An 18,366-nucleotide genomic window follows, 5' to 3' on the forward strand; every position below is an offset into this window, starting at 1 on the left:
TGCTCGTTCGACATGATCTGCAGGCCCGGCCGGGCCAGCTCGGCGCGCATGAGCAGCGCCATCACGCCACCGATCAGGAAGAACGCGAACGACGTCACGAGGTACATCGTCCCGATCGTCTTGTGGTCGGTGGTCGTCAGCCACTTCACCACGGCGTTGCCGGGTTGCTTGCGCCTGACCGGCATCTCGTCCGCGTACGAGCCTTCAGCTGCCGCGGCACCCTGGGGTTCGTTGAGGATGCTCACAGGTTGTTCGTCTCCCGGTTCTTCTCGTGGCTCGTCTGCGCGATGCCGGCGGGAATGTAACCGGTCTGCCCCTTCTTGGCGAGGTCCTGGAGATGCTTCTGGTAAGCCGCCGGGGAGACGACCTTCACGTTGAACAGCATCCGCGAGTGGTCGACGCCGCAGAGCTCAGCACACTTGCCGAGGAAGGTGCCCTCGTGGTTGGGGGTCACCTGGAACGCGTTGGTGTGGCCCGGGATGACGTCCTGCTTCATCAGGAACGGCACCACCCAGAAGGAGTGGATGACGTCGCGGGAGGTCAGGACGAAGCGGACCGTCTTGCCCTCGGGGAGCCAGAGCGTCGGACCGGGGTTGCCCGTCTGCGGGTTGCGCGTGGCGGGGGTACCGACGTCGTAGACACCGCCGGCGTTCGCCGGGAAGTCCTTCTTGAACCGGTCCGGAATGGCGTTCAGGTTCGCGTCGGTCTTGGCGTCGCCGGAGACACCGGGGACGCTCTCGATGTAGTTGAAGCCCCAGCTCCACTGGAAGCCGACCACGTTGATCGTGACGTCGGGCTTCTTGTCGAGGCTGAGGAGCTTCGTCTCGTCCCGGGCCGTGAAGTAGAAGAGCACCGAGATGATGATGATCGGGACCACCGTGTACAGGGCCTCGATCGGCATGTTGTACCGGGTCTGCGGAGGTACCTCGACCTTGGTGCGGCTGCGCCGGTGGAACATGGCGCTCCACAGGATCAGGCCCCACACCAGCACGCCGACGGCGAGCGCGGCAGCCCAGGAGCCCTGCCACAGCGAGAGGATCCGCGGAGCCTCTTCCGTGGTCGGGGTGGGCATGCCAAGGCGGGGGAAGTCCTTGTATGTGCAACCGGTTGCGGTCGCCAGGACCAGGCCCGCGGTCAGTGCCTGCAGCAGCTTCCGCCGCATCGGGCGCCGCGGCGAGCGGTCGGAGCCGTTGGGACTCACGTAGCGCCTTCCCGAGAGTCTCGCCCGCGCGGTCGGCTGCGGCCTTCTCGCTGGTCGGTCGCCGCCCTGCGTCGGGCAGGGGTTTGGATGTTTATGCGGACCAAACCCTAGCCGACGCCCTCCGGGCGCTCGCGGGGAGGGGGGCATACGCGTCGCCTGTCACTCGGTTGGGGTGGGAATCGGCGTCCAATAGCTCGGGTTGTGGGGGTTTGGCGGGCGGGTGGGGGTGCGCGGCGAATCTCGTGCGGTCCCCGCGCCCCCTTCCTCCCACCAGCGATTTAACGTTGCTGTGTGTCCTACTTCGACGCTGCTTCCGCCGCTCCCCTCCACCCCGTCGCCCGGCAGGCGCTGTTGGCCTCCCTCGACGAGGGGTGGGCCGATCCGGCCCGGCTCTACCGGGAGGGCCGGAAGGCCCGTATCTTGCTCGACGCCGCCCGGGAGGCGGCTGCCGAGGCGATCGGCTGCCGGGCGGACGAAGTGGTGTTCACCTCGTCGGGCACCAGGGCCGTACACAGCGGGATCGCAGGGGCGTTGGCCGGGCGGCGGCGGGTCGGACGCCACCTGATCGTGTCAGCGGTCGAACACTCCTCCGTCCTCCATTCGGCGGAGGTGTTCGAGGCGGACGGCGGGACGGTGACCCGGGTGCCGGTGGACCGGGCGGGCACCGTGGACCCGTCGGGGTACACGGGCGCCCTCCGCCCGGACACCGCACTCGCGGTGCTCCAGTCGGCCAACCACGAGGTGGGGACCGTACAGCCGGTGGCGGAGGTGGCCGAGGTGTGCCGGGCGGCCGGGGTGCCGTTGCTGGTGGACGCGGCGCAGTCGCTGGGGTGGGGGCCCGTCGACGGCGGCTGGTCGCTGCTCGCGGCCAGCGCGCACAAGTGGGGCGGCCCGTCCGGGGTCGGGCTGCTCGTCGTGCGCAAGGGGGTGCGGTTCGCCGCTCAAGGCCCCGCCGACGAGCGGGAGTCGGGGCGGTCGCCCGGGTTCGAGAACATCCCGGCGGTCGTGGCGGCCGTGGCCTCACTGCGGGCGGTGCGCGCCGAGGCGGCCCAGGAGGCGGTACGGCTGCGGGCGCTGACGGAGCGGATCCGGGCGCGGGTGCCGCAGCTGGTGCCGGACGTGGAGGTCGTCGGCGACCCCGAGCGGCGGCTGCCCGGCATCGTCACCTTCTCCTGCCTCTACGTCGACGGCGAGGCGCTGCTGCACGAGCTGGACCGGGAGGGATTCTCCGTCTCCTCCGGCTCCTCCTGCACGAGCAGCACCCTGACGCCCAGCCACGTGCTGAAGGCCATGGGCGTGCTGAGCGAGGGGAACGTACGGGTGTCACTGCCGGGGGGCGCGGCCGAGGCGGACGTGGAGCGCTTCCTGGAGGTGCTGCCGGTGGCCGTCGCGGGGGTCCGGGAGAAGCTGGGCGCCCCGGCGCCCGAGACGGCCGTGGGGGCCGAGGAGCTGGTCGTCGACTCCCTCGGCAAACGCTGCCCCGTCCCGGTCATCGAACTGGCCAAGGTGTTCGGGCAGGTGCCGGTGGGCGGCACGGTGCGTGTGCTCTCGGACGACGAGGCGGCCCGGCTGGACATCCCGGCGTGGTGCGAGATGCGGGGGCAGGAGTACGTCGGGGAGGAGCCGGCGCCCAGGGGTACGGCGTATGTCGTACGGCGGGTGAGCTGAGCCCGCCCCCGGCGTACGGCGGGTGAGCCGAGCGCACCCCCGAAGGGGTGCGGGGGACTGCGCGACCAGCCCCACGCACCCGCGGTCGAGAACGGCGAATCCGACGCGGACGAGCGGTCGGCCCCCGGCCTCAGACGAGGTGGGCCCGAACCTCCTGGGCGGCGTCGTCCCCGTACGCCTTGGTGAAGCGCTCCATGAAGTGCCCGCGGTACAGCCGGTACTCCTGCGTCCCCACGGTCTCGATGACCAGCGTCGCCAGCATGCAGCCCACCTGGGCGGCGCGCTCCAGCGAGACACCCCAGGCCAGTCCGGACAGGAACCCCGCGCGGAAGGCGTCGCCGACTCCCGTGGGGTCCGCCTTGCGCTCCTCCTCGGGGCAGCCGACCTCGATCGGGTCCTCGCCGGCGCGCTCGATGCGCACGCCGCGCGAGCCGAGCGTGGTGACGCGGTGGCCGACCCTGTCCAGGATGTCGGCGTCGCTCCAGCCGGTCTTGGTCTCGATGAGGCCCTTCTCGTACTCGTTGGAGAACAGGTACGTCGCGCCGTCCAGCAGCACCCGGATCTCGTCGCCGGCCATCCGGGCGATCTGCTGGGAGAAGTCGGCGGCGAAGGGGATCGCGCGGGCGCGGCACTCCTCCGTGTGGCGGAGCATCGCCTCGGGGTCGTCGGCGCCGATCAGGACCAGGTCGAGGCCGCCGACGCGGTCGGCGACGGTCTTCAGCTCGATGAGGCGGGCCTCGCTCATCGCGCCGGTGTAGAAGGAGCCGATCTGGTTGTGGTCGGCGTCGGTGGTGCACACGAAGCGGGCGGTGTGCAGGGTCTCGGAGATCCGGACCGAGTCGGTGTCCACACCGTGCCGGTCGAGCCAGGAGCGGTACTCGTCGAAGTCGAAGCCCGCGGAGCCGACCAGGACCGGCCTGGTGCCGAGCTGGCCCATGCCGAAGGCGATGTTCGCGCCGACGCCGCCGCGGCGCACGTCCAGGTTGTCGACGAGGAAGGAGAGCGAAACCGTGTGCAGCTGGTCCGCGACGAACTGGTCGGCGAAACGGCCGGGGAAGGTCATGAGGTGGTCAGTGGCGATGGAGCCGGTGACTGCGATGCGCACGACGGGGACTCTCCTGCGGGAGGCTGGGTTGACAGTTCACGCTACCCGTTCGGCCGTCCGCGCTGCAGCAGGCGAAACTACCCGATAGTAGATCTTTCTTCGCGGCACGGAGCAGGCCTACCGTGCGGTCATGACGAACCTCAAGTTCCGCTCCACCGCCCCGGCCGACCTCGAGGGCGACCTCGCCGCGCTGCGGGGCGACTGCGCCCGGATGGCTCCGCACTGGGCGGCGCCCGAGCATCCGAAGGCCCGGCCGGTGCCGTTGTCCCTGCTCCACGGGGTGACCGTGCCGGCACGGTCCGCGCGGCTGCTGGACGCGATGTCGGACTACGGCGACTGACGCGCGGGGCGCAATCCGCAGGGAACCGCACGCTCCCCTCCCGCGTCCCATCGCCGTCCTCCACGCGGGGGATGCGGGATACGACCAGCGAGGAGCGATGCGGTGAACACCGAGCACCCCGAGAACCGCGAGCACTCCGAGGGCTTCGAGCGTGCCGAGGACGCAGGGAGCGCCGGGAGCGCGGCGAGCCAGGAGGACGTCGAGGACTCCGGGAAGCCCGGGCCGGCGGCGGCTGCGGCGGACGCCGCCGAGAGCCCCGAGGTCGCCGGTGACGCCGACGGCCCGGAGGACGGACGGGCCGGCCGGCGGCGGTCGCGCCTCGCGGTGGTCTGCGTCGCCGCCGCCGTGCTGCTGGTCGGCGGTGGCGGCGCCTACCTCGTGGCGGCCCACGGCGCGGGCGGCGCCACGGGCGGCCCCGGGACGGCCGGTTCCCGCGCCACTCCCCCGCCGCTCGCGCTGGACGGCTGGAGCGGCACGGGCGGCATCGCTCCGGGCGAACCGGACCCGTACGGGGCGACGTACGTCGCCCGGGGCGAGCTGCCGGCCGGGCCCGGCTCCGCGCCGGTGTACGTGCCGAAGGGCGAGGTGGGCAAGGACGCGGTGGCCCGGCTGGCCAAGGCGCTGGGCGTCGACGGGACGCCGGTGGCCGAGGGCCGGATCTGGCGGGTCGGCGGCAGGGACGGCTCCGGTCCGAGTCTGACGGTGAACCGCGGCGCGCCGGGCAGCTGGACCTTCAGCCGGTATGCGCCGGGCACCGACGACTGCCCCAAGGGCGTCCTGTGCGCGCACGATCCGATGGCCCCCGCCGGAGCTCCGGTGAGCGTGCGGAAGGCGACCGAGGCCGCCGCGCCGGTGCTGAAGGCGGCCGGGCTGGACGACGCGAAGGTCGACGCGGGCCAGGTCCTGGGCGCCCAGCGGGTGGTCGACGCCGACCCGGTCGTCGGCGGGCTGCCGACGTACGGCTGGACGACCGGCCTGACCGTGGACCGGCAGGGCGAGGTGGTCGGCGGGCACGGGCTGCTCGGAGCGCCGGTGAAGGGCGACACGTACCCCGTGCTGAGCGCCGCGAAGACGCTGAAGCGGATGAATGCGGCGCCGAGGAGCGACCATCGGATGGGCATCGGCGGCTGCGCCAGCCCGATGCCGCTGAAGGACCGGCTTGAGCAGCCCTGCGGCGCGTCCACGGGGGTGCCGAAGCGGGGGGCGGACGCGGGAACGGACCCGGCGGACACGGTCACCGTGGAGAAGGCGGTGTTCGGGCTGGCCGCGCACTCCGTCGCGGGGCGGCAGACGCTGGTGCCGTCCTGGCTGTTCGAGGTGAGCCGGGGTGCGACGGTGGCCTATCCGGCGGTGGATCCCCGGTACCTGGCGCCGGCGGCCACGCCCTCGGCTCCGCCGGCTTCCGGAGCACCCAGCGCCCGGACGGTGAAGGTCACCGGCTACTCGGCCGAGGGCCGTGAGCTGACCGTGAGCTTCTACGGCGGGGTGTGCGCGGACTACACGGTGGCGGCGAAGGAGAGTGGCGAGCGGGTGGCGGTGACGGTCACCGAGCATCCCTGGCCGGACAAGGTGTGCGTGCTGATCGCCAAGGAGTACCTGAAGACCGTCCGGCTCGGTGCGCCGCTCGACGGACGGACCGTGGTCGGCGCCGACGGCGATCGGATTCCGCAGACCACGCCGGGCGCGCTGCACCCGGACGCGTCCGCGCAGTCGCGTTAGCCTCCCGGGACACGACGAAGGCGGCGGCCCCCGGTCGGGGGCCGCCGCCCTTCTCAGTTCCGTCAGGCCGTCAGGCCCAGACCCCTCGGCTCAGCTGAAGGAGTCGCCGCAGGCGCAGGAGCCGGTCGCGTTCGGGTTGTCGATCGTGAAGCCCTGCTTCTCGATCGTGTCCACGAAGTCGATGGTCGCGCCGCCCAGGTACGGAGCGCTCATGCGGTCCGTGACGACCTTGACGCCACCGAAGTCCTTCTTCACGTCACCGTCGAGCGAGCGCTCGTCGAAGAAGAGCTGGTAGCGCAGGCCGGAGCAGCCGCCGGGCTGGACGGCGACACGCAGGGCGAGATCGTCGCGGCCTTCCTGGTCGAGCAGGGCCTTGACCTTGGCCGCGGCGGCGTCGGTCAGGATGATGCCGTCGGTGACGGTGGTGGTCTCGTCCGATACGGACATCTACATCTCTCCCGGGTTGTACGGAGACTGCTTGCCGACGAGTGCAACCGGCGCTTCCGCGGATTCATTCCGGGCCGGGCAGTCGCGTTGTCGCGTATGTGCTTCCTTCTTCATGCTCGCACATGCCCCACCGCGTCGGCAGCGGCCTGTGGAGGGACTTGGGCGGGATTCACGTCACATGGACACTATGGCCATCGTCAAACTGACGTGAAGCAGCTATGATAGATAGCGTCAGTTCGACGAAAAGTAGAAAGGGTGCGTGTCGTGACCACCGCCCAGACCCCGGAGCTCGACGTGCAGCCGACTCCGCTCGCCCTGCTGCTGCTCGGCCGCGAGGCCGACCCGAAGAGCGAGCGGGGCGTCGAGTGCCCCGGCGACCTGCCCTCGCCGTCCGACCCGGACCTGGTCGAGCGCGCCCGCGCGGCCAAGGAGAAGCTCGGCGACAAGGTCTTCGTGCTCGGCCACCACTACCAGCGCGACGAGGTCATCCAGTTCGCCGACGTCACGGGTGACTCGTTCAAGCTGGCCCGGGACGCGGCCGCGCGCCCGGAGGCCGAGTACATCGTCTTCTGCGGTGTGCACTTCATGGCCGAGTCGGCGGACATCCTCACCTCCGACGACCAGAAGGTCGTCCTGCCCGACCTCGCCGCCGGCTGCTCGATGGCCGACATGGCGACGGCCGAGCAGGTCGCCGAGTGCTGGGACGTCCTGACCGAGGCGGGCGTGGCCGAGCAGGTCGTGCCGGTCTCGTACATGAACTCCTCCGCGGACATCAAGGCGTTCACCGGCAAGCACGGCGGCACCATCTGCACCTCCTCGAACGCCAAGCGCGCCCTGGACTGGGCCTTCGAGCAGGGCGAGAAGGTGCTGTTCCTGCCCGACCAGCACCTGGGCCGCAACACCGCCGTACGGGACATGGGCATGTCCCTGGACGACTGCGTGGTCTACAACCCGCACAGGCCGAACGGCGGGCTGACCGCGGAGGAGCTGCGGGCCGCGAAGATGATCCTGTGGCGCGGGCACTGCTCGGTGCACGGCCGCTTCAGCCTGGACTCGGTCAACGACGTCCGTGAGCGCATCCCGGACGTGAACGTCCTGGTCCACCCCGAGTGCAAGCACGAGGTCGTGGCCGCGGCGGACTACGTCGGCTCCACCGAGTACATCATCAAGGCCCTGGAGGCGGCCCCGGCCGGCTCCAAGTGGGCCATCGGCACCGAGCTGAACCTGGTCCGGCGGCTGGCGAACCGTTTCGCTCCCGAGGGCAAGGAGATCGTCTTCCTGGACAAGACGGTCTGCTTCTGCTCGACCATGAACCGCATCGACCTGCCCCACCTGGTCTGGGCCCTGGAGTCCCTCGCCGAGGGCAACCTGGTCAACCGGATCCAGGTCGACCAGGAGACCGAGGCGTTCGCCAAGCTGGCGCTGGAGCGGATGCTGGCGCTGCCGTAAGCGGCCTTTGCGCGTGTCAGGGGCGCCTCCCGGTGTCGGGGGGCGCCCCTTTCGTGCCACGATCGGGGGAACGGTTCCCGATCTCTTGGACAGGTGATCTTCGGATGTCCCAGTCTGGCGAGCGACCGAAGGAGGGGCGTGACATGACTGCCATGGCCCATGAGCCGCTCACGCAGGAAGAGGTCCTGCTCGAGGGCTTTCTCTCCCTGGACACCCCGGAGGGTTTCCGGGCCGAGCTGATCGAGGGGGAGATCGTTGTGACACCGCCGCCGGACGGGGATCACGAGGACTGCATCAGCCGGATCACCAAGCAGGTGATCAGGCGGTCCCGGACCGACATGGACTTCTCGGGTAACAAGGGGCTGAAACTGAAGAAGGGCGGCGGCTGCCCCCGGGACCACGTGACCCCGGATGTCACGTTCGCTGCCGCAGAGCTGCGGCTCTACCGAGGCGCCGACCCCTGGATGCCGGGAGACGGCGTCGCCATGGTCCTGGAAGTGACCTCCACCAAGCCCAGGACGGACCGCGAGGCCAAGCGCCACTGCTACGCCCGCGCGGGCATCCCCCTGCACCTGCTCGTGGACCGGGACGCCTCCTCGATCACGCTGTTCAGCGACCCCGCGGACGAGGACTACCGCCAGCACTCCACCCTCCCGTTCGGCAAGCCCCTCCCCCTCCCCGAACCGTTCGCGTTCGAGCTGGAGACCTCGGACTTCCTCTGACGTCCACAGGACCGCCCGCACACCGTGCGAGCGGCCCTGCGAACCGGTGTACTGGCCTACACGCCGGCCGGTTCCAGCACCTCCGTCTGCGGGGCCTGACGCTTCGCCGCCCGCTTCTTCGCCCTCCGCTCCTTGCGGAGTTCGAGCATGGCGTAGAGCGTGGGGACGAGGAGGAGCGTCAGCAGAGTCGACGTGATCAGGCCGCCGATCACGACCACCGCGAGCGGCTGGGCGATGAAGCCGCCCTCGCCGGTGACACCCAGGGCCATCGGCAGCAGGGCGAAGATCGTCGCCAGGGCCGTCATCAGGATCGGGCGGAGCCGGTGGCGGCCGCCCTCGATGACGGCTTCCACGACGCCGTGGCCCTGCCCGCGGTACTGGTTGATCAGGTCGATCAGCACGATCGCGTTGGTCACCACGATGCCGATCAGCATCAGCATGCCGATCATCGCCGGGACGCCCATCGGGGTGCCGGTGGCGACCAGCAGGCCGATCGCGCCCGTCGCCGCGAACGGGATGGAGACCAGCAGGATCAGCGGCTGTACCAGCGAGCGGAAGGCCGCCACCAGCAGCATGAAGACGATCGCGATCGCCGCCAGCATGGCCAGGCCGAGGTTCTTGAACGCGTCGCTCTGGTCGGAGGTGACGCCGCCGATCTCGGCCTGGGCACCCGCCGGGAGCTTCAGCGCCTTGATCTTCGACTGCAGCTCGGCGCTGATCGCACCGGTGTTGTCACCGGCCGGCCTGGCGGTGACGGTCGCGGCGCGCCGGCCGTCGATCCGGGTCAGCGAGACGGGGCCGTCGACCAGCTTCACCGTCGCGATGTCACCCAGCTTCACCGGGCCGAGGCGCAGGTTCTTCAGCTGCTCCAGGGTGGTCGCGGGCTTCGCCGACTTCACCACGACGTCGCGCTCGGTGTCGTCGAGGATCGCCTTGGCCGCCGTCGTCCCGCGGACCGCCTGGGCGACCGCCGCGCCGAGCCTCTGGTCGTCGAACCCGGCCGCCGCCGCCTTGGCGTCGGCCTTCACCGAGATCCGCGGCACACTCGTCGCCAGGTCGCTGGTGACGTCCGTGACGTCGTCCAGGCCGGCGACCGCTGAACGGACCTGCTCCGCCGCCGTGCGCAGCGCCTGCGGGTCGGCGGCCTTGACCACCACGCTGAGGTTCTGGTTGCCGAAGCCGGCACCGGCCGACACCGTGGTCGTACCGATGCCCTTGAGCTGCTTCAGGCCGTCCTCGATGTGCTTCTGCACCGTGTCGTAGGACTTCGAGTCCTTGAGCATCACCTGGTAGGACGCCTGGTTGGTGTCCGTGCCGCCGCCGAAGGCCGCCATGAAGCCGGAGGAGCCGACGGTGACCTGGTAGTCCTTGACGCCCTCGGTGGAGGCGAGCAGCTTCTCGACCCGCCTGGCCTGCTCGTCCGTCTCGGCGAGGCCCGTGCCGGGCTTCAGCTCCTGCTTGACGGTGATGACCTCCTGCTCGCCCTGGTCGAAGAAGTTCGTCTTCAGCAGGCCGCCCATGCCGAACGTGACGACGAGGACCACGATCGCGATCAGCACGCTGGTGAGGCGGCGGCGCGTGGCGAAGCGCAGGACGGGGACGTAGGCACGCTGCAGGCGGCTGTTCGCCTCCTTCTCCTCGGCCCGCCGGCGCGCCTCCGCCGCGTCCTCGGGGGTGCCCTTCGGGGCGCGCAGGAACCAGTACGACAGAACGGGGACGACCGTCAGCGAGACGAGCAGGGAGGCCAGCAGGGCCGCCGTCACCGTGATGCTGAACGAGCCGAACAGGGCGCCCACCATGCCGCCGACCAGGCCGATCGGCAAGAACACGGCGACCGTGGTGAGGGTGGAGGAGGTGACCGCTCCGGCCACCTCGCGCACGGCGTCCAGGATCGCGCCCTTGCGCTCCTCGCCATAGCCGAGGTGCCGCTTGATGTTCTCCAGGACCACGATCGAGTCGTCCACGACCCGGCCGATGGCGATGGTCAGCGCGCCGAGCGTGAGCATGTTCAGGGACAGGCCGCGCGTCCACAGCACGATCAGGGCCAGCACCACCGACAGCGGGATGGAGACCGCCGTCACCAGCGTCGAGCGGATCGACGCGAGGAAGACCAGGATGACCAGCACCGCGAAGAGCAGGCCGAGCGCGCCCTCGGTGGTCAGGCCCTTGATGGACTTCGACACGGCCGGGCCCTGGTCGCTGACGACCGTGAGCTTCGCGCCGGAGCCGAGCTGCCCACGCAGGTCGGGCAGCTTGTCCTTGACCGCGTCGGAGATCGTGACCGCGCTGCCGTCGTGGTCCATGGTCACGGTGACGGCGAGGCTGGGCCTGCCGTCGGTGCGGGTGATGGAGTCGGCCGGGGCCGGCTGCTCCTTGACACCGGCCACGTCACCGAGGCGTACGGGCTTCCTGCCGCCCTCTCCGGTGACCATCAGGTCCTGGATCTGCTCGAGCGAGGTGAAGCCGCCGCCGACCTGGACGGTGCGGCTCATGCCGTCCTGGTCGAAGGAGCCGGCCGGGACGGTCGCGCCGCCGGCCTGCAAGGCCTGGCCGAGCGCGGCGGAGGTGAGGCCGGCCCGCGCGAGCTTCGCCTCGTCCGGGGTGACGGCGACCTGGAGGTCGCGGACGCCGGTGACCTGGACCCGGCCGACGCCGTCGATGTCCTTCAGCGCCGGTACGACCGTCTTGTCCAGCTGGTCCGCGAGCGCCTGCTGGTCCTTGCCGGAGGTGGCGGCGAGGACCACGGTCGGCATGTCGTCGGTGGAGCCGGAGACGACCTGCGGGTCGACGTCGTCCGGAAGCTGGTTGCGGGCGCGGTTCACGGCCTGCTGGACGTCGGAGACGATCCGCTTGGTGTCGTTGCCGTAGTCGAAGGACGCCATGATCACGGCGTTGCCCTCACTGGCGGTGGAGGTCACCGAGGTGACACCGTCGACGCCCTGGAGGTTGTTCTCGATGGGCTCGACGACCTGCTTCTCGACCACGTCGGGCGAGGCGCCACGGTACGGCGTGATCACCGACACCACGGGCAGGTTGATGGTGGGCAGCAGCTGCTGCTTGATCTGGGGTATCGCGATCAGCCCGAAGACGAGCGCGACGAGCGACATCAGGCCGATCAGGGCCCGTTGCCGGAGGCTGAATCTCGACAGCCAGGACATGGATCAGGGTCTCTCTTCTGGAGCGGCAGAAGCGGCGGGGGGCGCAGGTGAGCGCCTATCCGACACCCTGATTCATCACGGAGGGCCGAACCGTAGGCCCAGAGTCCATTTCCTCGTCGGGGCCCTACTCCGCCCGCAGTACGCCCGGGTGGAGATCAGTCCATCCGCGGACGTACCAGCCCCGACTCGTACGCGATCACCACGAGCTGTGCCCGGTCGCGCGCGCCCAGCTTGGCCATGGCCCGGTTGACGTGCGTCTTCACCGTCAGCGGGCTGACCGTCAGGCGTTCGGCGATCTCATCGTTGGAGTGACCGCCGGCGACCTGGACCAGCACCTCGCGCTCCCGTCCGGTGAGCGCGCCGAGCCGTTCGGAGAGGGCCGGGTCCCGGCCGTCGTCGCCGTCGCCCTGGGCGAGGAAACGGGCGATCAGCCCCTTGGTGGCGACCGGAGACAGCAGGGCGTCACCGCCGGCCGCGACCCGGATGGCGTTCAGCAGCTCCTCCGGCTCGCTGCCCTTGCCGAGGAAGCCCGAGGCGCCCGCGCGCAGCGCCTGGACGACGTAGTCGTCGACCTCGAAGGTGGTCAGGATGACCACGCGAACCTGGGCCAGGGAGGGATCGGCGCTGATCATCCGGGTGGCGGCGAGCCCGTCCGTGCCCGGCATGCGGATGTCCATCAGGACCACGTCGGCGGTGTGCTCCTTGGCCAGGCGGACCGCCTCCGCGCCGTCGCAGGCCTCCCCGACCACCTCCATGTCGGGCTCGGAGTCGACCAGCACCCGGAACGCGCTGCGCAGCAGGGCCTGGTCGTCGGCGAGCAGGACACGGATCGTCATACGGGCTCCCCCGGGGCCGTCGTACGGGTCTTGAGGGGCAGGATCGCATGCACGCGGAAGCCGCCGCCGTAGCGGGGTCCGGTGGTGAGGGTGCCGCCGACGGCGGTGACCCGCTCGCGCATGCCGAGCAGTCCGTGCCCGCCGCCGCCCCCGGGCGCACCGGCCGCGCCCGCGCCGTCGTCCAGCACGGTGACCTCGATGTCCGTCCCCACCCGTACGACGCTGACCTCGGCCTTGGCCTGACGCCCGGCATGCTTCTGCACGTTGGTGAGGGCCTCCTGGACGACCCGGTAGGCGGCCAGGTCGACGGCGGCGGGCAGTTCGGCGCCCTGGTCGGCGCGGGCCACCTGCACCGGCAGACCGGCGTTGCGGAAGGTGGCGGCGAGCTCCTCCAGACGGTTCAGGCCGGGAGCGGGCTCGGTCGGCGCCTCCGGATCGCCGGACTGGCGCAGCAGGCCGACGGTGGCGCGCAGCTCGTCGAGTGCGGAGCGGCTGGCCTCGCGGACGTGGGCCAGGGCCTCCTTGGCCTGGTCGGGCCGCTTGTCCATGACGTGCGCGGCCACCCCCGCCTGCACGTTCACCAGCGCGATGTGGTGGGCGACGACATCGTGCAGATCGCGGGCGATCCGCAGCCGCTCCTCGGCGACCCGGCGGCGGGCCTCCTCCTCACGGGTGCGTTCGGCGCGTTCGGCGCGCTCCCGGATGGCCTGCACCACCGCGCGCCGGCTGCGTACGGCGTCGCCCGCGGTGGCGCCGATGCCGGTCCAGGCGAGCACGCCGAGGTTCTCCTGCGCGTACCAGGGCAACGGGCCGCCGAGCAGGGCGGCGACGGTCAGCACGGTCATGGTCAGCAGGCCGACCCGCCAGGTGGTGGTGCGGTCGGTGGTGGAGGCGACGGTGTACAGGGCGATGACGGCGGACATCGCGACCGGGGCCCGGGGGTCGCCGGTGACGCACTCGATCACGGAGAGGGCGCCGGTGACGGCGAGGACGGTCTTGGGGGCGCGGCGGCGGAAGACCAGCGTGGCCGCGGCGAGGACCATGAGCAGAAGGCTGAGGGGGGCGGGGGTGCGGACACCCCAGGTGACGCCGTTCGCTCCGCGGGGCACGACGAAGGAGCCGACGACCATGCAGGCCAGCACCCCGGCGGCGATGGACGCGTCCAGCGCGAGGGGGTGGGCCTTCACGCTGCACCGGGCGCGGTCGAGCGTACGAACGGTACTCACGGAGGAACAGTACGGGTGCTGTGCGGTGCCCTGCACCGGTGCCGGTCGGGGATGCGGTCGGACCGCGCTCGCCGAGCGGCGCCGCTGCGCCCCTGAAGGGGGCGCGGGGAACTGCGTGATCGGCTGCGGCCGGCCCGCGACCGCCGAACCACGGCGCACCCCGATCTATTGGGCGCCCAGCCGCCCGACGGTCCGTCAACTGTCAAGCGCCGTTGGCCGAACGTGCCCACCCTTCCGGAAAACCTCGGAGAGAAAGGCACCCCGTGCGCTCTCGTTCGCTCTGGTCCAGCGCCGCCCTCGGCCTGGTCGCAGCCACCGGTCTCACCACCTCCGCTCACGCGGTGACCTACGGCACCCCGGCGATCAAGCTGTCGGCCTCCTACCTGTCCGGCGCCGTCGGCGGCACCGGTGACCCCGTCGTCACCGTCGCCGTCGCGCAGGGCGGCGCCGACGCCTCCGCGCTCACCGTGGCCGCCACCGGGACGAGCGGCGGCAGCGTGGCCGGCACCGGTGACGTCCGCGTGACCGGCACCGGAGGCAGTCGTACGGTGGCCGTGACCGCGCACGCCCAGGGCCGTACCGACCTCACCCTGAAGGTGACCGGCCTCGGCGGGAAGACGGCCACGACGACGCTGCACTACGCGGCCTCCCCGGCCGTCCAGCACTCCGCCGACGCCCGCTACCTGACGGGCGCCTCGGACGCCTCCGCCGCCGTGGACGTCGGAGGCGGGTACGTCGTCGTGGGCGACGACGAGGACAACACCCTGCGGCTCTACGACGGCTCGGCCTCGGGCGCGCCGGTGAAGACCTGGGACATGGACAGCGCGCTGGGCGCCGACAAGGAGGTCGACATCGAGGGCGCCGCACGGGTCGGCGACACCATCTACTGGACCGGGTCGCTGGGCAACAACAAGGACGGCGTGTACAAGCCTGACCGGAACACCGTGTTCACCACGGCCGTCTCGGGATCGGGCGCCGCCACCCGGCTCACCTTCGGCACCGCCGGTCACCGCCTGCGCGACGACCTGGTCGCCTGGGACGAGGCGAACGGCGACCGGTACGGCTTCGCGGACGGCACGGCGGACGGCCGGGCCCCGAAGCAGATCGACGGCTTCAATGTCGAGGGGCTGGAGTTCGCTCCGGGCAGCACGACCACCGCCTACGTCGGCTTCCGCGCCCCGCTGGTGCCGCCGCAGAACGGCGGGAAGGCGCTGATCGTGCCGGTGACGAACATGGACCAGGTGGCGCGCGGCGCGCGGGCTGCCTTCGGCACGCCGATCGAGCTGGATCTGGGCGGTCTGTCCATCCGGGATCTGCGCAGGAACGACGCGGGTCAGTACCTGGTCCTCGCGGGCTCCTGGGCCGCCGACGACAACAGCGACCCGTACGCCCTGTACTCGTGGGACGGCGTCGCCGGGCACCAGCCGGTGAAGCTGCTGGACCTGCCGACGGCGGACGCGGGCGCCTGGGAGTCGATCGTGGCCGTGCCCGAGGTGACCGCCGCCGGCGCCCGGGTGCAGCTGATCACCGACGACGGCTCCGCCGACCTCTACGGCGACGGCACCGAGGCGAAGAACCTCACCCACCCGCAGTGGCAGAAGTCCCGCACCACCTGGTTCACCCTGGGCTGACCCGGCCGAGGGGGTTCAGCCCGGGATCAGCCCGTCGTCGCTGAGCATCTCCCGGACCTCCGCCAGCGATGCGTCCGGCGACGGGAGGATCAGCTCCGAGGGTTCCAGCGAGTCGTCCGGCACCGGCGTGCCGAGCCGGCGGACGGAGTCGAGGAGGGCGCCGAGCGTGCGGCGGAAGCCCTCCTCGTCGCCGCTCTCGACCTCCCGGAGGAGCTCGTCGTCCAGCTTGTTCAGCTCGACGACGTGGGAGTCGTCCAGCTTCACCTGGCCCTCCCCCATGATCCGTACGATCACGTCGGCCTCCTCGGCTCGGCTTCCGGCGCCGGACTACTGCTACTGCTTGTCGAAGCGCGGGGTGTCCTGCGGCTGCTGCTGGGTCTGCGCCTGGCCGGTGCCGCCCTCGATCGCCTGCTGCGGGGAGCCTTGGGCCAGCTCGGCCTTCATGCGCTGCAGTTCCAGCTCTACATCACTACCACCGGAGAGCCGGTCCAGCTCGGCCGCGATGTCGTCCTTGGCCATGCCGGACGGGTCGTCGAGGGCACCCGAGGCGAGCAGCTCGTCGATGGCGCCGGCGCGGGCCTGCAGCTGCTGCGTCTTGTCCTCGGCGCGCTGGATGGCGAGGCCGACGTCACCCATCTCCTCGGAGATACCGGAGAAGGCCTCGCCGATGCGGGTCTGGGCCTGGGCGGCGGTGTAGGTGGCCTTGATGGTCTCCTTCTTCGTGCGGAACGCGTCCACCTTGGCCTGCAGGCGCTGGGCCGCCAGGGTGAGTTTCTCCTCCTCGCCCTGGAGGGTGGTGTGCTGCGTCTCGAGGTCGGTGACCTGCTGCTGGAGGGCGGCGCGCCGGGACAGTGCCTCACGGGCCAGGTCCTCGCGGCCGAGCGCGAGCGCCTTGCGGCCCTGGTCCTCCAGCTTGGAGGACTGCTGCTGCAACTGGTTCAGCTGCAGTTCCAGGCGCTTGCGGCTGGTCGCCACGTCGGCGACGCCGCGGCGGACCTTCTGCAGCAGCTCCAGCTGCTTCTGGTACGAGTAATCGAGGGTCTCGCGCGGGTCCTCGGCCCGGTCAAGGGCCTTGTTCGCCTTCGCGCGGAAGATCATCCCCATACGCTTCATGACACCGCTCATGGGCTTCGCGCGCCCCCTTCTGACGGACTCCAGCTCACAGATCCTGCGACAGGACCCACAGTACGGGCCCTGACTCCATTACCGCACTGTTCGGGGAGTGATGCGCTCATCCCCAAGGACGACTGCGGACGGTATCGGTCCGGCGTGAGGAGTAGGTGGTCCTCCGGGTGAGCCCTTCCGGGCCCTCCGCCATCTCTTCGGTGACCGCCGGGTGAAGCGCCTGCAACGTCCCCTCTGTCCCCCTACAGACGTCCGGTGTTGCCGGATCGTTCCCCGCCGGGCTGGGGTCCATGCCGGTGAAGCCCGTACCCTTGGGTTTTGTGTTCCGTAGCCGTGCCAAGGACGAGAAGGCTCCCGCCGACAAGACGGTGACCCTCTCCAAGCAGCCCCGTGACCCGCAGGCCCCGAAGGGCAGGCCCACGCCCAAGCGCAGTGAGGCCCAGTCCCAGCGGCGCAGCGTGGCCCACACGCCCACCAGCCGCAAGGAGGCCTCGAAGCGCCAGCGCGAGGATCGGCGTCAGGCCCTGGAGCGGCAGCGCCAGGCGCTGGCCACCGGGGACGAGCGCTATCTGCCCGCCCGGGACAAGGGCCCGGTCCGCAAGTTCGCCCGCAACTGGGTGGACTCGCGGTTCAACGTGGCGGAGTTCTTCCTGCCGCTCGCCGTGGTGATCCTCGTGCTGAGCGTGGTGCGGGTGCCGGCGATCCAGTCGGTCGCGCTGCTGCTGTGGCTGGTGGTGATCGTGCTGATCGTGCTCGACGCCGCGTTCAGCGGTTTCCGGCTGAAGAAGCGCCTCGCGGAGCGCTTCCCGGACGAGAACACCCGGGGCGCGGTCGCCTACGCGCTGATGCGCTCGCTGCAGATGCGCCGGCTCCGGCTGCCGAAGCCGCAGGTCAAGCGCGGAGAGCGGCCCTGAGCGCAGAGGCTTTCACCGGGGGGGCGGCGGGCGCCTGGCTGAGCGGGCTGGGCAAGCTGCGTGATGTCGTGCGCCAGGAGCTGGTGGCGCGGCAGCTGGACGAGCAGATAGCCGGGCGGTTCCCCGTCGGGCAGCGGCTTCGGGTGCTCGACGTGGGCATGGGCCAGGGCACGCAGGCGCTGCGGCTGGCCCGGCTCGGCCATCAGGTGACCGGGGTCGAACAGGACGCGACGATGATCGCGGCGGCACGTGAGGCACTGGCCGCGCAGCCCGAGGGCATCCGCGAGCGGGTCCGCCTGGTGCAGGGCGACGGGCGGGACACCGGGGTGCACTTCCTGCCCGGCGGCTTCGACGTGGTGCTGTGCCACGGCGTGCTGATGTACGTCGAGGAGCCCGACCCGCTGGTGGCGGGCCTGGCCCGGATGCTCGCCCCCGGCGGGCTCCTGTCCCTGCTCGTGCGCAACGGCGACGCGCTCGCCATGCGGCCGGGCCTCGCGGGGGACTGGGCGGGCGCCCTGGCCGCCTTCGGCACCGCGCAGTACCGCAACCGCCTCGGTCTGGACGTACGTGCCGACCGGCTGGCCTCCCTCAGTGCCACCCTCGACGGGATCGCAGCCCCGCTGCACGCCTGGTACGGCGTCCGGGTCTTCACGGACACGGCGGCGGACGAGGCGGAGATCCCGGACGACCTCCAGACCCTGCTCGCGGTCGAGGAGCGGGCCGGGCGCACGGACCCCTACCGGCGGGTGGCGGCGCTGCTGCACCTGTGCGGCGTACGGGGCTGAGCCCGTTCGGGCCAACAGCGCGGGCCGGATGATCGCCCTG

At 71.4% G+C, this 18,366-nt stretch carries 16 protein-coding genes and 1 pseudogene; 8 read left to right on the top strand and 9 right to left on the bottom strand.

Annotated elements, in window-relative coordinates; translation table 11 throughout:
• Together ABZ919_RS35290 and coxB are read right to left on the bottom strand one after the other, a co-directional pair.
• A pseudogene (locus tag ABZ919_RS35290) lies at positions 1 to 245 on the bottom strand (cytochrome ubiquinol oxidase subunit I); the annotation flags it as partial.
• Positions 242 to 1,201: a cytochrome c oxidase subunit II gene (gene coxB, locus ABZ919_RS35295; protein WP_361256281.1), complete on the bottom strand. Its 960-nt coding sequence runs from the start codon at positions 1,199 to 1,201 to the stop codon at positions 242 to 244. The pseudogene ABZ919_RS35290 and the gene coxB, both read right to left, overlap by 4 nt.
• Positions 1,202 to 1,492: 291 nt before the next feature.
• Here coxB and ABZ919_RS35300 point away from each other — a divergent pair, with 291 nt between their 5' ends.
• Positions 1,493 to 2,869 (top strand): aminotransferase class V-fold PLP-dependent enzyme, encoded by a 1,377-nt coding sequence (locus ABZ919_RS35300; protein ID WP_361256283.1) that lies wholly within the window; start codon positions 1,493 to 1,495, stop codon positions 2,867 to 2,869.
• A gap of 130 nt (positions 2,870 to 2,999) precedes the next feature.
• Here the strand turns inward: ABZ919_RS35300 and ABZ919_RS35305 are convergent, their stop codons facing one another.
• Complete coding sequence (locus tag ABZ919_RS35305; RefSeq protein WP_361256287.1) at positions 3,000 to 3,974, bottom strand: carbohydrate kinase family protein; 975 nt, start codon at positions 3,972 to 3,974, stop codon at positions 3,000 to 3,002.
• A gap of 130 nt (positions 3,975 to 4,104) precedes the next feature.
• Between ABZ919_RS35305 and ABZ919_RS35310 the strand changes: the two genes are divergently transcribed.
• Both ABZ919_RS35310 and ABZ919_RS35315 read left to right on the top strand, forming a co-directional pair.
• Positions 4,105 to 4,314 (top strand): hypothetical protein, encoded by a 210-nt coding sequence (locus ABZ919_RS35310; RefSeq protein WP_361256291.1) that lies wholly within the window; start codon positions 4,105 to 4,107, stop codon positions 4,312 to 4,314.
• Between the two features lie 102 nt (positions 4,315 to 4,416).
• Positions 4,417 to 6,033: a hypothetical protein gene (locus ABZ919_RS35315; protein WP_361256292.1), complete on the top strand. Its 1,617-nt coding sequence runs from the start codon at positions 4,417 to 4,419 to the stop codon at positions 6,031 to 6,033.
• Positions 6,034 to 6,123: 90 nt separating this feature from the next.
• Here the strand turns inward: ABZ919_RS35315 and ABZ919_RS35320 are convergent, their stop codons facing one another.
• Positions 6,124 to 6,480, bottom strand: coding sequence for an iron-sulfur cluster assembly accessory protein (locus ABZ919_RS35320; RefSeq protein ID WP_351615255.1), 357 nt, complete (start codon positions 6,478 to 6,480; stop codon positions 6,124 to 6,126).
• 264 nt (positions 6,481 to 6,744) lie between these two features.
• Between ABZ919_RS35320 and nadA the strand changes: the two genes are divergently transcribed.
• Positions 6,745 to 7,929, top strand: a complete 1,185-nt coding sequence (nadA, locus tag ABZ919_RS35325) for a quinolinate synthase NadA (protein ID WP_361256296.1) — start codon at positions 6,745 to 6,747, stop codon at positions 7,927 to 7,929.
• Between the two features lie 143 nt (positions 7,930 to 8,072).
• Complete coding sequence (locus ABZ919_RS35330; protein WP_361256299.1) at positions 8,073 to 8,651, top strand: Uma2 family endonuclease; 579 nt, start codon at positions 8,073 to 8,075, stop codon at positions 8,649 to 8,651.
• Positions 8,652 to 8,707: 56 nt separating this feature from the next.
• Here the strand turns inward: ABZ919_RS35330 and ABZ919_RS35335 are convergent, their stop codons facing one another.
• The 3 genes from ABZ919_RS35335 to ABZ919_RS35345 all read right to left on the bottom strand — a co-directional run bounded on the left by ABZ919_RS35335 (position 8,708) and on the right by ABZ919_RS35345 (position 13,871).
• On the bottom strand, positions 8,708 to 11,809 hold the full coding sequence (locus ABZ919_RS35335; RefSeq protein ID WP_361256302.1) for an efflux RND transporter permease subunit: 3,102 nt from the start codon (positions 11,807 to 11,809) through the stop codon (positions 8,708 to 8,710).
• 155 nt (positions 11,810 to 11,964) lie between these two features.
• Positions 11,965 to 12,645, bottom strand: a complete 681-nt coding sequence (locus ABZ919_RS35340; protein WP_361256305.1) for a response regulator transcription factor — start codon at positions 12,643 to 12,645, stop codon at positions 11,965 to 11,967.
• Entirely contained in the window at positions 12,642 to 13,871 is a 1,230-nt protein-coding gene (locus ABZ919_RS35345; RefSeq protein WP_361256307.1) for a histidine kinase, read from the bottom strand. Before ABZ919_RS35345 ends, ABZ919_RS35340 begins: the two co-directional genes overlap by 4 nt.
• A gap of 263 nt (positions 13,872 to 14,134) precedes the next feature.
• On the opposite strand from ABZ919_RS35345, the gene ABZ919_RS35350 reads away from it, so the two are divergent.
• Positions 14,135 to 15,502, top strand: a complete 1,368-nt coding sequence (locus ABZ919_RS35350; RefSeq protein WP_361256310.1) for a hypothetical protein — start codon at positions 14,135 to 14,137, stop codon at positions 15,500 to 15,502.
• Between the two features lie 15 nt (positions 15,503 to 15,517).
• On the opposite strand, the gene ABZ919_RS35355 is transcribed toward ABZ919_RS35350, so the two are convergent.
• Together ABZ919_RS35355 and ABZ919_RS35360 are read right to left on the bottom strand one after the other, a co-directional pair.
• Positions 15,518 to 15,796 (bottom strand): hypothetical protein, encoded by a 279-nt coding sequence (locus tag ABZ919_RS35355; protein ID WP_361256313.1) that lies wholly within the window; start codon positions 15,794 to 15,796, stop codon positions 15,518 to 15,520.
• A 39-nt stretch (positions 15,797 to 15,835) separates the two neighbouring features.
• The gene (locus ABZ919_RS35360) at positions 15,836 to 16,627 is read right to left on the bottom strand and encodes a PspA/IM30 family protein (RefSeq protein ID WP_361256316.1); all 792 of its coding nucleotides are present in this window, start codon (positions 16,625 to 16,627) and stop codon (positions 15,836 to 15,838) included.
• 290 nt (positions 16,628 to 16,917) lie between these two features.
• On the opposite strand from ABZ919_RS35360, the gene ABZ919_RS35365 reads away from it, so the two are divergent.
• Together ABZ919_RS35365 and ABZ919_RS35370 are read left to right on the top strand one after the other, a co-directional pair.
• Positions 16,918 to 17,541, top strand: a complete 624-nt coding sequence (locus ABZ919_RS35365; RefSeq protein WP_361256318.1) for a DUF3043 domain-containing protein — start codon at positions 16,918 to 16,920, stop codon at positions 17,539 to 17,541.
• A gap of 83 nt (positions 17,542 to 17,624) precedes the next feature.
• Positions 17,625 to 18,326 (top strand): methyltransferase domain-containing protein, encoded by a 702-nt coding sequence (locus tag ABZ919_RS35370; protein ID WP_361256541.1) that lies wholly within the window; start codon positions 17,625 to 17,627, stop codon positions 18,324 to 18,326.
• The last annotated feature ends 40 nt before the right edge of the window (positions 18,327 to 18,366 follow it).

The organism is Streptomyces sp. NPDC046759 (assembly GCF_040645475.1).
Classification (GTDB): domain Bacteria; phylum Actinomycetota; class Actinomycetes; order Streptomycetales; family Streptomycetaceae; genus Streptomyces.

Coding starts and splice junctions, on each gene's coding strand:
- ABZ919_RS35310 (WP_361256291.1), top strand. CDS start 4,105: ATGACGAACCTCAAGTTCCGCTCCACCGCCCCGGCCGACCTCGAGGGC.
- ABZ919_RS35320 (WP_351615255.1), bottom strand. CDS start 6,480: ATGTCCGTATCGGACGAGACCACCACCGTCACCGACGGCATCATCCTG.
- ABZ919_RS35330 (WP_361256299.1), top strand. CDS start 8,073: ATGACTGCCATGGCCCATGAGCCGCTCACGCAGGAAGAGGTCCTGCTC.
- ABZ919_RS35335 (WP_361256302.1), bottom strand. CDS start 11,809: ATGTCCTGGCTGTCGAGATTCAGCCTCCGGCAACGGGCCCTGATCGGC.
- ABZ919_RS35340 (WP_361256305.1), bottom strand. CDS start 12,645: ATGACGATCCGTGTCCTGCTCGCCGACGACCAGGCCCTGCTGCGCAGC.
- ABZ919_RS35360 (WP_361256316.1), bottom strand. CDS start 16,627: ATGAGCGGTGTCATGAAGCGTATGGGGATGATCTTCCGCGCGAAGGCG.
- ABZ919_RS35365 (WP_361256318.1), top strand. CDS start 16,918: ATGCCGGTGAAGCCCGTACCCTTGGGTTTTGTGTTCCGTAGCCGTGCC.